The organism is Streptosporangium sp. NPDC002721, from assembly GCF_042888905.1.
In the GTDB taxonomy this organism is placed as follows: Bacteria; Actinomycetota; Actinomycetes; order Streptosporangiales; family Streptosporangiaceae; genus Streptosporangium.
In genome coordinates, this window is the sequence record NZ_JBIAQI010000019.1 from 1 (window position 1) to 12298 (window position 12298).

12 protein-coding genes are annotated in these 12298 nt (G+C 74.0%); 7 read left to right on the plus strand and 5 right to left on the minus strand.

Features of this window, described 5'->3' with window-relative positions; genetic code table 11:
- Nucleotides 1-92 precede the first annotated feature (92 nt).
- Nucleotides 93-761 (minus strand): response regulator, encoded by a 669-nt coding sequence (locus ACFYWM_RS26370; RefSeq protein ID WP_389918364.1) that lies wholly within the window; start codon nucleotides 759-761, stop codon nucleotides 93-95.
- Complete coding sequence (locus ACFYWM_RS26375; RefSeq protein WP_389918366.1) at nucleotides 749-1801, minus strand: sensor histidine kinase; 1053 nt, start codon at nucleotides 1799-1801, stop codon at nucleotides 749-751. Before ACFYWM_RS26375 ends, ACFYWM_RS26370 begins: the two co-directional genes overlap by 13 nt.
- Before the next feature lie 131 nt (nucleotides 1802-1932).
- Between ACFYWM_RS26375 and ACFYWM_RS26380 the strand changes: the two genes are divergently transcribed.
- The gene (locus ACFYWM_RS26380) at nucleotides 1933-2898 is read left to right on the plus strand and encodes an ABC transporter ATP-binding protein (RefSeq protein WP_389918368.1); all 966 of its coding nucleotides are present in this window, start codon (nucleotides 1933-1935) and stop codon (nucleotides 2896-2898) included.
- The gene (locus tag ACFYWM_RS26385; protein WP_389918370.1) at nucleotides 2895-5105 is read left to right on the plus strand and encodes an alpha/beta fold hydrolase; all 2211 of its coding nucleotides are present in this window, start codon (nucleotides 2895-2897) and stop codon (nucleotides 5103-5105) included. The genes ACFYWM_RS26380 and ACFYWM_RS26385 overlap by 4 nt, the downstream gene beginning before the upstream one ends.
- A gap of 28 nt (nucleotides 5106-5133) precedes the next feature.
- Here ACFYWM_RS26385 and ACFYWM_RS26390 read toward each other — a convergent pair whose 3' ends face one another.
- On the minus strand, nucleotides 5134-5679 hold the full coding sequence (locus tag ACFYWM_RS26390) for a hypothetical protein (protein ID WP_389918372.1): 546 nt from the start codon (nucleotides 5677-5679) through the stop codon (nucleotides 5134-5136).
- Nucleotides 5680-5895: 216 nt separating this feature from the next.
- Here ACFYWM_RS26390 and ACFYWM_RS26395 point away from each other — a divergent pair, with 216 nt between their 5' ends.
- The 4 genes from ACFYWM_RS26395 (at nucleotide 5896) to ACFYWM_RS26410 (ending at nucleotide 9879) form a co-directional block, all read left to right on the plus strand.
- On the plus strand, nucleotides 5896-6138 hold the full coding sequence (locus tag ACFYWM_RS26395; protein ID WP_389918374.1) for a hypothetical protein: 243 nt from the start codon (nucleotides 5896-5898) through the stop codon (nucleotides 6136-6138).
- A 121-nt stretch (nucleotides 6139-6259) separates the two neighbouring features.
- Nucleotides 6260-7012, plus strand: coding sequence for a carotenoid biosynthesis protein (locus ACFYWM_RS26400; protein ID WP_389918376.1), 753 nt, complete (start codon nucleotides 6260-6262; stop codon nucleotides 7010-7012).
- A gap of 90 nt (nucleotides 7013-7102) precedes the next feature.
- Nucleotides 7103-8563: a phytoene desaturase family protein gene (locus tag ACFYWM_RS26405; protein ID WP_389918378.1), complete on the plus strand. Its 1461-nt coding sequence runs from the start codon at nucleotides 7103-7105 to the stop codon at nucleotides 8561-8563.
- A gap of 104 nt (nucleotides 8564-8667) precedes the next feature.
- Nucleotides 8668-9879, plus strand: a complete 1212-nt coding sequence (locus ACFYWM_RS26410; RefSeq protein ID WP_389918380.1) for a glycosyltransferase family 2 protein — start codon at nucleotides 8668-8670, stop codon at nucleotides 9877-9879.
- Here the strand turns inward: ACFYWM_RS26410 and ACFYWM_RS26415 are convergent.
- The gene (locus ACFYWM_RS26415; protein WP_389918382.1) at nucleotides 9830-10444 is read right to left on the minus strand and encodes a glycerol-3-phosphate acyltransferase; all 615 of its coding nucleotides are present in this window, start codon (nucleotides 10442-10444) and stop codon (nucleotides 9830-9832) included. The genes ACFYWM_RS26410 and ACFYWM_RS26415 overlap by 50 nt on opposite strands.
- A gap of 22 nt (nucleotides 10445-10466) precedes the next feature.
- On the opposite strand from ACFYWM_RS26415, the gene ACFYWM_RS26420 reads away from it, so the two are divergent.
- Nucleotides 10467-11159: a spheroidene monooxygenase gene (locus tag ACFYWM_RS26420; protein ID WP_389918384.1), complete on the plus strand. Its 693-nt coding sequence runs from the start codon at nucleotides 10467-10469 to the stop codon at nucleotides 11157-11159.
- Nucleotides 11160-11192: 33 nt separating this feature from the next.
- On the opposite strand, the gene plsX is transcribed toward ACFYWM_RS26420, so the two are convergent.
- On the minus strand, nucleotides 11193-12191 hold the full coding sequence (gene plsX / locus ACFYWM_RS26425; RefSeq protein WP_389918386.1) for a phosphate acyltransferase PlsX: 999 nt from the start codon (nucleotides 12189-12191) through the stop codon (nucleotides 11193-11195).
- Nucleotides 12192-12298 lie beyond the last annotated feature (107 nt).

The following is a 12298-nucleotide window of genomic DNA, read 5'->3' on the forward strand; positions in this document are numbered from 1 at the left end:
TCGGTGAGCTCTCCACGCGCCATGGCGATGGCCTACCAGGACGGCAAGCCACCGCGCAGGCGAATCCCTCTGATCTCAACCTCGTACAGGCCCTAAGACGGGTCCCGAGCCACGGGGCCCGCCTGAAGGTAGGCGAGGACGGCCATGACGCGGCGGTTGTGGTCGTCAGAGGGCGGAAGGCCGAGCTTGGCGAAGATGTTGTTGGTGTGCTTGCCGATCGTCTTGTCCGTGACCCCGAAGCGGGTCGCCATCGCCAGGTTGGACAGGCCCTCCGCCATCAGGGCGAGGACCTCGTGCTCCCTGACGGTCAGCTCCGCCAGGGGTTCGTCCCTCGAGCGGCGGGTCAGGAGCTGGGAGATCACCTCCGAGTCCATGGCCGTGCCGCCGCCGGCGACCCGGCGGACCGCCTCGACGAACTCCGCCACGTCGCCGATGCGGTCCTTCAGGAGGTACCCGACGCCGCCCGACCGGTCCGAGAGGAGTTCGCGGGCATAGAGCTGCTCGACGTACTGCGACAGGATCAGCACGGGAAGTCCTGGCCGGCGCCGCCGGGCCTCCAGGGCGACGCGCAGGCCCTCGTCGGTGAAGGTGGGCGGGAGCCGTACGTCGATGACGGCCACGTCGGGGTTCCGCTCCACCAGGGCGGTCAGGAGCATGGGGCCGTTGTCCACCGCCTCGACGACCTCGAAGCCGTGCGCCGACAGCAGCCGGATCAGGCCGTCGCGCAGCAGGACGAGATCTTCGGCGATCACAACGCGCACGGCAGCTCCATGGTGAGGACGGTAGGACCGCCCGGCGGGCTCCGCACGGTCAGCGTGCCGTCGAAGGCGGACAGGCGCTGCGCGATCCCGCGCAGTCCGGTGCCCGCCGCCGGATCCGCGCCGCCGTGCCCGTCGTCGCCGACGACCAGGCGGAGGCCGTCGCGGGTGTGGCTCAGCCGTACCCAGGCACGGGTGGCGTGGCTGTGCTTGGTGACGTTGGACATGGCCTCGGCGGTGGCGAAGTAGAGCGCGGACTCGACCGGCGGCTCGGGGCGGCCGGTCAGGGCGAGTTCCGTCGCGACCGGGACGGGGCAGAGCAGGACGGCCGCTTCGATCGCGCCCGTCAGGCCGCGGTCGGCGAGCACGGGCGGGTGGATGCCGCGTACCAGATCGCGCAGGTCGGCAAGGGCCTGGCCGGCCGACTCCCATGCCTCCTCGATGAGCTCGCGGGCCTGCTCAGGGTCGCCGGCGTTCCTGGCCAGGCCGAGGCTCATCCGTACGGAGACGAGCCTCGCCTGCGCGCCGTCGTGCAGGTCGCGCTCGATCCGGCGCAGCTCGGCCGCTCGCGCGTCGACGGCGGCGGCCCTGGAGGCGGTCAGCTCTCGCACCCGCCGCACCAGCGGGCCGCCGTCGCCGAGGAGCAGTTCGGCGAGCCGGGCCTCGGCCAGTCCCATGAGAGCGGCGACGATCAGGGCGAGTGCCGAGAGGGTGAGCAGCGCCAGGCTGAGCGTGAAGGTCACGCTGGGACCGTTGACGGCGGGCCGCAGGGAGAAGACGACGCCCACCGTGTTCAGCACGGCGGCCACCGCCATCAGCAGGGCCGGGCCGGCGACGGTGTTGATCGCCAGCCAGGCCAGGACACGCGGCCCGGACCCGCCCGCGGGGACGGCCCGGCCCAGCGCCGCTCCCGCCCACGCTCGCTGCAGGGAGACGAGAGCCCTGCGGATGTCCGGCACCCAGGCGAGGACCACCGCCACACCCATGATCGCGTTCAGCGGCACCCCGGCCGCCGCGATCAACCCCCTCCTGACTCTGCTCACCTCGCCAGTCTGCCCTCTGGTCATCCGCCACACGGTAGGCCCAGCCCTACCTTCGAGGGTGGGAAATCCCGCCTCACGTGGTGGGCGTGGGCTGATGGAGGACGCGGGCGCACCGCGGCGAGGCTGGATCCGTGATCGAAGTCAACGACCTCACCGTCAGGTACGGCGACGCCATCGTGGTGGACGGGCTCACCTTCGCCGCGAAACCGGGCCGGGTGACCGGCTTTCTCGGCCCCAACGGCGCCGGGAAGTCCACCACGATGCGAGCCGTCCTCGGCCTGGAGGCCCCGCAGGCCGGCACCGCCCTGGTCGCCGGGCGGCCCTACGCCTCGCTCAAGCGCCCCCTGCTGACACTGGGGGCGCTGCTGGACGCGGGAGCCGTACACGGTGGCCGCACCGCACGGGCGCACGTGGCGTGCGTGGCGCGCAGCAACGGCATCGGCCTGGCCCGCGTGGACGAGGTGCTCGACCGGGCCGGGCTGACGTCCGTGGCGGGCAGGCGGATCGCGAAGTTCTCCCTGGGGATGAGGCAGCGGCTCGGGATCGCGGTGGCGCTGCTGGGCGACCCGGAGGCACTGATGTTCGACGAACCGGTCAACGGGCTGGACCCGGAGGGCGTGCGGTGGATCCGCGAGCTGATGCGCGCGCTGGCCGCGGAGGGCCGGGCGGTGCTCGTCTCCAGCCACCTGATGGCGGAGATGGCCATGACCGCCGACCACGTCGTGGTGGTGGGGCGCGGCCGGTTGATCGCCGACACGGCCATGGCGGCGCTCGCCGAGCGGTGCCGGCGCGACGTGCTCGTCCGTGCCGCCGACCCGGCGGCGCTGGCGACGGTCCTGCGGGCCGACGGGGGCACCGTACGGACCGAGAACGCCCCGGCGTCGGCGACGGTCCTGCGGGCCGAGGGGGGTGTCGTGCGGGCCGAGAAGGGGCTGGCGGTGACCGGCCTGGAGGTGACCGGCCTGGAGGCCGGGCGCATCGGTGAGCTGGCCTTCGCCCACGGCATCGCGCTGTACGAGCTCACACCGCGCGAGGCCTCCCTGGAGGAGGCGTTCATGGAGCTGACCGACGACAGCAGGGAGTACGTGGCACGATGACGGACGCGATCGCGGCGGAGTTCCTGAAGTTCAGGACGCTACGCGCCAACCTCTATCTGCTGATCTCCTCGCTGGCCGCGGTGGGCCTCAGCGCGGGCGTGGCCTTTCTGGTCACGCGCGGCTTCGACAACCAGCAGGGGGCGGACCTGCGGCGCTTTGACAGCCTGGGCGACGGGCTGGGCGGCGGGCTGCCCTTCGCCCACCTCGTGATCGGCGCGCTCGGCGCGCTGTCCGTCACCACCGAGTACGGCACGGGCCACATCGGCACCAGCCTGACGGCCGTACCGGCCCGCCACACCTTCCTCCTCGCGAAGATCCCGGTCCTGGTGGCCGTGAGCCTGGTCGCGGGGCAGGTGCTGGTCTTCGGCATGTACGCCGCCACCATGGCCGTCCTCGGCACCAGAGCGGACACGGTCCTGCTGGGCGGGGAGACGCTTGGCGCCTCCCTGTCCGAGCCCGGCGTCCTGGCGGGGCTGCTGATCACCGGTGCCTCGATGCCGCTGGTCGCGCTCATCGGGCTCGGACTGGGCACGGCGATCCGTTCCACGGCGGGCACCCTGGTCACGCTGACGGCCTTACTGGTGATCCTGCCTGTCGCCGCGCAGACCCTGCCGCGTCCGCTCGGCTACCAGGTCGGCGCGCACCTCATCGGGGCGCTGCCCGCCCAGATCGCGGCCGAGGGCCTGCTCACCCCGATCTCCGCGGGCGCGTTGCTGGCCGCCTACACCGTGGCCGCCCTGGCCGCCGCGGCGGTCGCCGTCGCGCTGCGCGGACGCCGCGTCCGGCCGCTGCTGGCCGGTTCGGTCGCCACCGTCGTCCTGGTGGGTGCCACGTCCGCGTCCGCCGCCGCCCCTCCCGCTTCCACCTTGGCGTGGAAGCCCTGTGACAAGATGCTCTGCGGTGAGATCCGCGTCCCGGTCGACTGGACCGAACCCCGGGGTCGTACGATCACGCTCCCCCTCGCGATGTTGCCGCACACCGGCAGGCGCCACCGCGTCGGCGTGCTGTTCTCCATCCCCGGCGGGCCCGGCGGGTCGGGAGTGCGGGACCTCGAACGGCACGCGGGCAGCTTCGCCCAGATCCGGGACAGTTTCGACGTCGTCAGCCTCCTGCCGCGCAACGGCATCGAGCTGGGCGTCCTCGACCAGGACTGCCTCACCACCGGGCCGTGGATCACCAGGCCGGACAGCGAGCGCGACTGGGGCGCGCTGGCCCGCTCGAACCGGGCGGCCGCCGAGGCATGCCGAGCCGCCGACCCCGAACTGTTCGCTCACCTTGACTCCGCCTCGTTCGCGCGCGACATCGACGCGATCCGTGCGGCGATGGGCGAGCGGCGGCTCACCCTCATGGCCACCTCCTACGGCGGTGTCCCCGGAATCGCCTACGCCCGGCTCTTCCCCGGCCGGGTACGGGCGATGTACCTGGACGGAAGCGTCAACACGCTCCGGGGCAGGACCGAGCAGGATCGGGCACGGTACACCCTCATGGAGGCACAGTTCGCCCGCTTCTCCCGGTGGTGCGCGAACGACTCCGCCTGCGCGTTGCACGGACGCGACGTCGGCACCGCCTGGGATCACCTCGTCTCCGCGGCCGACCGCTCTCCCGTGCCCGCCGAGAATGGGGTCGCCTACACCGGCTTCGACATCACCGTGGCCGCCATGCCCCACATCGTCACGCCCGGCGAGGACAACGCCCGGTGGAAGGAACTGGCCCGGGCGATCAGGCGGGCGGGACAGGGAGACGCCACCGGATTCTCCGACTACGTCAAGGCGGGGACGCTGGGCAGCGTGAAGCCGCCCTCGCCCGTCGGGATGAACATGACCCATTGCCTGGACGGAATCCGCTACCGCGACTACGCCGAGTACCGCCGCTCGCGGGCCCTGGGCGACCGGATCGCGCCGCGTCTGTCCGGCTCCGGGCTGTGGCACCCCCTGGGCTGCGTGGGCTGGCCGGAACCGGCCCGCGACCTCGCCGCGCCTCTCCCCGTGGACCGGTTGCCGCCGTTCGTCGGCGCGGGGACGTGGACCGACTACGCGGACACCGCCGACCTCGCCCTGCGGGTACCGGGGTCGGGCACGATCCGCTTCGAAGGGCCTGGGCACGGGCTGTACCACACGGGTGACCCGTGCACGATCGCGTACGCCAACCGGTACTTCGTCGACCTCCGCGTGCCGCCCGGGGACACCACCTGTCGCGCGGAGAGTTGATCCGTCGTACGGCCCCCCGGCCGGGATGTCATCCGGCGTCCCGGCGGGTGATCGAACCGTTGCCCGGACGGGTGACGACCTTGCCGGTGAGCCCGCGCAGGACGACGTCGCCGTTGCGGCTGTGGACGGTGACGTCGATGCCGGACGGGACGACGAAGGAGTAGTCGGTACGGTCGCCCGGCGTGTCGCGCATCGTCGTGCAGACGAACCCCTCGTCGCACAGGAGGCCGATGGTGAGGGAACCGCCTCCCGACGACTCGCTGCGCGGGGCGTCCCCGTGGTGGCGGCGCGTCACGCGGACGTCGGTGACGTCGGCGCCGACGATCTCCACGTTCCCGTGGTCGGTGTCCACGGAGAGGCTGCGGATCCCGGGGAAGACGGTCTGCTCGGGCGCCTCCCCGATGTTCCCCACGGAGAACGCCACCATGAGCGCCAGCACCAGCGCGATCGGGGCCGCGGCGAGGACCCACGCCCACGAGCCGAACCCGCGCACCGCGCCCATCGCCTCCCGCCCGAAGCCGTGGAGCGTCTCGTGGTCGTTCCATTCGGAGGTCGTGGAGCGTGTCGTGCGCATGCCGGGTCGTCCTTTCTAACGGGCGCGGGTGCCCGAGGTGGTGAGAGGTTTGTACCGCACCGGACATGCACGGCCCTTGCAGAGGGGTTGCCGGGTGGTTAGCGGCGCCTGCGGCTGGTCATCACCGGGGGACCCGGCAGCGGCAGGACCACCCTGGCCGTCCGGCTGCTGCTGCACCTGGCGGGCCCGGAGCGCGACGAGGCCGATCCGGGGCCGGTGCCGGTACCCGTCAACGGCTGGGACACCACCGCCCATCCGCGGCTGCACGACCGGCTCGCCGTCCGCCTGCCCCTGGACTATCCGGCACTGACCGCCCCGCGGTTCGGGACGGGCGCCGCGAGAGTCCTGCTCGATCCGACACCTCCCGGCTCGTCGGCTTCGCTCTCGTCACCTTCGGCCGGAACGAGCAACCGGCCGGGGATCGTCACCTCGACGCGAAAGATCGTGACCTCAAAGTGAATCTGACCGCGCCCGGCCGATCGAATGACCGTCCATGGGGCACAGCCAACAGGTGAGCAGCGGACGGCCCGGGCGCGGGGCGGTGCGGGAACGGCCTTCGCCGGCGGGAACGCGCGCACGCGTGGCGAGCGCGCTCGGCGCGGCGCTGCTGGCCGCGATGGTCGTCGCGCAGGTCGCCTCGGGGCTGCAGGCCCGGCCGATCACGCTGACCAGCGTGGTCGTCCTGCTGCTGGCGGCGAGCGCGCTGGCCTTCGCCTGCGCGACCCACCCTCCGGCCAGGGTCGTCGCGGCGTTCGCGGCCGTGGTCGCGACCGGGTACGCCGCCGAGTGGATCGGGATCAGGACGGGCCTGCCGTTCGGCGACTACCACTACACCGGCGTCCTGTGGCCCGCGCCCGGCGGGGTGCCGGTGATCGTGGCGCTGGCGTGGGGCGGCATGGGACTGGCGGCCCACGCGGTGGCCGCCGCCGTCGCGCCGGTGAGCCGGGCGGCGCGGATCGTCACCGGGGCGCTGGCCCTCACCGCCTGGGACCTGTTCCTGGACCCGCAGATGATCCGGCTGGGCCTGTGGGTCTGGCACGACCCCGGCCCCTACCGGGGCGTTCCGCTCGGCAACTTCGCGGGCTGGCTCGTGGTCTCCCTGCTGGTCATGGCACTGCTGGATCACGTACTCGCCGAGCCGTCCGCCTGGAGCGCCGGGCTGGTGTCGATCTACACGGTGATGGCGGTCATGGAGACCGTCGGCTTCGCGGCCGTCTTCGTCCCGCCGGACCCGCTGGTCGCCACGGCCGGGGGGCTCTCGATGGGGCTGTTCACGCTGCTCGCCTGGCGGCGCGGACGTCGTGGCGCTCTTGCGAAGGCGGGCCTGACATGACGGCGACCTACTCCCCGGAACTCCCCGGAACTCTCCGGAACTCTCCGGAACTCTCCGGAACTCCCTGGAACTTCCCGGAAAGGAACGCGGATGCCCGAGGTAACGGTGATAGGCGGCGGCGTCGGGGGGATGGTCGCCGCGCTGCTGCTGGCCCGGCAGGGGCACGAGGTGCGCCTGTACGAGCGGCTCCCCCGGCTGGGCGGCAAGCTCGCCGAGCACACCAGGGACGGTTTCACCTTCTCCGTCGGCCCCTCCCTGCTCACCCTGCCCGCCGTCTTCACCGACCTCGGGCTGGAGCTCGACCTCGTGGAGCTCGACGAGCTGTGCCGCTACCGCTTCGCCGACGGCTCGACGCTGGCCGCGTACCGCGACCCGGCCCGGATGGCCGCCGAGGTCGACCGGCTCGCTCCCGGGCAGGGGCGCGCCTGGCTGGCCTTCCACGACTGGGCGCGGGGCTGCTTCGACGCCTCGCGCCGCACCTTCTTCACCGGCCCGCTCACCCGGCCGCCCACCGAGGCCCGCCTGTCGGACCTGCTGGCGGTGGCGCCGGGCCGTACCCTCGACGGCCTGGCGCGCCGCTTCTTCACCGACCCGCGCCTGCGCCAGTACGTCGGCCGTTACGCGACCTACGCGGGCTCCAGCCCGTACCGCGCCCCGGCCGCGCTGGGGTGCGTCCCGGCGATCGAGCACGGCGAGGGCGGCTGGTACGTCCCCGGAGGGCTGCCCCGCATCGCCGACGCCCTCACCCTGATGCTGGAGAAGGCGGGGGTGGAGGTCGTCCTGGGCGCGGAGGTGGACCGGGTGCTCTCCGACGGCGATCGGGTCAGGGGGGTGCGGCTCGCCTCGGGAGAGCGCGAGCGCGCCGACATCGTGGTCGCCAACACCGACGCGGCGGCGCTGTACGGGAGGCTGCTGCCCGACCGGCGGCGGCTGCGGCGCATCGCCGGGCTCGGCACCTCCTCGTCGGTGTTCCTGCTGCTGGCCGGGGTGGAGGGCAGGACCGAGGGAATGGCGCACCACTCGATCGTCTTCTCCGGCGACTACGAGCGGGAGTTCGGCGACATCTTCCGGCGGCGCAGGCCCCCCGAGGACCCGACCGTCTACATCGGCCGTTCGGTCGTGGACGACCCGTCGCAGGCTCCGCCGGGCACGGAGAACTGGGTCATGCTGGTCAACGTCCCGGCCCGCGACCCGGGCCGGTGGCCGATGTCCCCCGAGGCGTACCGGGACCTGGTGCTCGACCGGCTGGCCTCAAGGGGGCACGACCTGTCGGGGCGGCTGCGCTTCGTGGACCTGTTCACTCCCGCCGACCTGCGCGACCGGTACGGCGCCTGGGGCGGCTCGATCTACGGCGGCGCCTACTCGGGCAGGCTCGCGCCCTTCCGCCGCCCCGGCAACCGGGGCCCCCGGCGCGGCCTGTACCTGGTGGGCGGCTCGGCGCACCCCGGCGGCGGGCTTCCGCTGGTCGCGATGGGCGCCCGCATCGTCGCCTCGCTCGTACGGGAGGACTTCCCCGCCACCCGCTCGGACGCGACCGGGACCACCTGGTGAGCCGGACGGCCTGGCCACGCGGACCATCCGGGGCATCCGGGGCATCCGGGGCATCCGGAGAGAACACGACCCGCCGTGAAGACACGACTCGCGGAGGCACGACGATGAGACTCCTGAACGCGCTGCAGGCCGTCGCCGCGGTGGCCGTGGCGGTGCGGCTGGCCGGGGGGCGGCGTCGCCGGCCCGCGCTGGCCCCCGTACGGGCCGCGTCGCCGCGTGTCTCGGTGGTGATCCCGGCCCGTGACGAGGAGGCCCGCCTGGGCCCGTGCCTGTCGGCGGCGCTCGCCGATCCGGACGTCGCGGAGGTGCTCGTCGTCGACGACGAGTCACGCGACGGCACGGCACTGCTGGCGGCCGGGCTCGGCGCGAAGGTCCTCACGGGGGCGCCGCTCCCCAAGGGCTGGGTGGGCAAGCAGTGGGCGCTGCAGCAGGGCGTCGAGGCGGCGGGAGGTGAGATCGTGGTGACCCTGGACGCGGACGCCCGGCCCGCGCCGGGGCTGTTCGGCGCGCTCGCGGCGGCCCTGGACGAGTACGACCTGGTGAGCGCGGGTCCCCGGTTCGTGTGCGAGGGGACGGCCGAGCAGGCGCTGCACGCCTCCTTCCTCGCGACGCTGGTCTACCGCTTCGGCCCGATCGGTCCGGCCACTCCCCCGCCCCCGCACCGGGCGATGGCCAACGGCCAGTGCACGGCCTTCCGCCGCACCGCGATGCTGGACGCCCACGGGTTCGCGCGGGTACGCGGGCACATGGCCGACGACGTGGCGATGGCCAGGACCCTGGCGGCCGACGGCTGGGCCGTGGGGTTCCTGGACGCCGGGGGCCTGCTGGAGGTCGACATGCACGACTCGGCCGCCGGGGTGTGGCGGGAGTGGGGACGGTCCCTGTCGCTGCGCGACGTCACCGCGCCGGACCGGCAGGCCGCCGACCTGGCCGTGATCTGGCTGGCCGCCGCGCTGCCCGTGCTCCGGCTGGTGACCGGCCGTCCCACCCGGCTCGACCTGTGCCTGCTGGCCGTACGGCTGCTGCTGGCCGGCGCGCTGCGCGGCAGCTACACGCGGCCGGGGCCGGGCGTGCTGCTCTCCCCGCTGCTGGACCCGCTGGCGGCCCTGCGGCTGACACAGGCCACGCTGCGCCCGGTACGCGACTGGCGAGGCCGCGCCTACCCGGCCGCCACGGTGGCCTCCCGGCTCGGCTCCGGCACGACGGGCACACGGCCGGGACCGGGGCCGGGCACAGCACCGGGGCCGGGGCCGGGGCCGGGTCAGGTCACGACGGGCGTTCGGTCCGCGCCGCCTGGCCGAAGCGCAGCCCGATGAGGCACATGAGCAGGCCGGTCGCGGCCACGTGCGTGACCGGCGCGAAGAGCAGCTGGAACAGCGGGATGCCGAAGACGCCGGCGCGCGCGCCGATCGCGAAGGATCGCGTCGCCACGGCGACCGTGACCAGGGCGGCCACCCCCAGCAGGAAACCCGGGGTGCAGATGACGGCGAAACCGCCCACGAAGGCGAGGATCGACCGGCCGCCCCTGAACCCGGCGAGGACCGGCCAGGCGTGCCCTGCCATGGCGGCGGCCACCGCCAGATACACCGGCAGCACGCTGTCGCCGCTCACCCCGCCGGGCCAGGTGAGGTGCGCGCCACCGGCCCACAGGCCGAGCAGCCCGGCGAGCGTGCCCTTGAGCGTGTCGCCCGCGAAGACCGGCACGGCGGCCCGCCAGCCGAGCCGCTCCTTGACGTTCCAGAAGCCGGGGTTGCGGTCGCCGACCTCGCGGGGGTCGAACCCGTGCGCGCGGGCGACCAGCACGGCGACCGGCACGGATCCGAGAAGGTAGCCGCCGATGACCGAGACGAGCAGCGGAACCATCGCTTCCTTCCATCTCATGAGATATGCGGATATAGGGGCTATGCGGTATATGGCGTTCGACCGGCCGGTGCTGAGACGCACGCCGGGGCTGACGTTCTGGCGGCTGCTCGGCTCCGGCCGCGGGGCCTCGACGAGCATGGGCGCGGACCTGCGCCGCTGGGCCCTGCTGGCGGTGTGGCGCGACGAGCGGGACCTGGACCGCTTCCTGCGCGACTCCCCGGTGGCGGAGCGCTGGCGGAGCACGACGCGGGAGTCCTGGCAGGTACGGCTGATCCCCCTCGCCTCGCGCGGCAACTGGAACGGGGTGGCCCCCTTCGGCCCCCTCCCCACGAGCCCGCCCGGTCTTCCCCCCGGGGACGCGTCCGGGTTTCCTCACGGGGGTGCGGGTGGGCCCGATCCCGGGGGTCCCGTCGCCGTGCTGACCCGCGCGTCGATCCGGCCCGCCCGCCTGGTGGCGTTCTACCGCTCGGTCCCCGGGGTGGACCGCCTCCTGGCGGAGCAGGACGGCTGCCTGGCCTCGGTCGGCGTCGGCGAGTGGCCGCTGGCCAGGCAGGGCACGTTCTCGCTGTGGCGCGACGCCGCCGCGATGCGCGACTTCGCGCACCGGGGGCGGGCCCACCGGCAGGTGATCGGCAGGACCCGCGCGGAGGGCTGGTACTCCGAGGAGCTGTTCGCCCGCTTCTCCCCGTACGCCAGCGAGGGCACCTGGGACGGCGCCGACCCCCTGGCCTGACCCGGCCCGGGCCGCCGGGCCGCCCCCTGCCCCTCAACGGACGGGTTCCGTGGCGAGGCGGTCCCCGAAGCGGGTGGCGACCCCGCCCTCGGCGAGGTCGTGCGCCACCGCGCAGGCGCGTGCGATCGTCGCCGCCCGCGAGGAGCCGTGCGCGACGACGACGGTGCCGCTCAGCCCGAGCAGCGCCGCCCCGCCGTGGGTCTCGGGGTCGTAGCGGCGGGCCACCTCCCGCAGGTCCTCGGCCCCGGCGACACCGGAACGCGCCACGAGCGTCAGCGCGGCCCGTACGGAGCCCTCGACGTTCTTGAGCACCACGTTGCCGGTGAAGCCGTCGGTGACGATCACGTCGACGGTGCCCGCGAGCACGTCGTGGCCCTCCACGTTGCCGTGGAAGCGCAACGGCAGATCGGGGAGCAGCTCACCGGCCCTGCGCGTCAGCCGGTTGCCCTTGCCCGGTTCCGAGCCGATCGACAGCAGGCCCACCGACGGGTCGGCGACGTCGAGCACGAGCTGGGCGTAGGAGACGCCGAGCAGCGCGAACTGGGCGATCATCTCCGGGGTGGGGTCGGAGGTCGCCCCCGCGTCGATCAGCACGGTGGCGCCGCCGGTGACCGAGGGCAGCGCGATGGCCAGGGCGGGCCGCAGGACACCCGTGGCGCGGCCGATGCCCCGGATGGCGCACGAGACGACCGCGCCGGTGGATCCGGCCGACACGAACGCCGAAGCCGCCCCGCGCCGTACGAGCTCGCAGCCGACCGTCAGGCTGGTCTTGCCGGAGGAGCCGGAGGAACCGGAGGAGACGGAGGAGACCGCTCCCGCTCCCCGCTCGGCCATCGGGACGACGTCCTCGGCGTGCACCACGTCGATCTCGGCGGCGGCGCCGTGCCGGTCGAGCTCGGCGCGGACGTCCCCGGCCCTGCCCACCAGCAGCACCGGGATCCCCAGCTCGCGCCGGGCCGCCACCGCCCCGGCGACCGTCTCGACCGGTCCGTGGTCTCCGCCCATCGCGTCGACCACCACAGGTTCCGACATCACGCCCTCCCGGCGACAGTGTTGAACGACCCGGCGAACGAGGGTGGCCCCGTGACGGACGCCCTCGTAATGGACACCTTCGTGATGGACACCTTCGTGACGGGCCA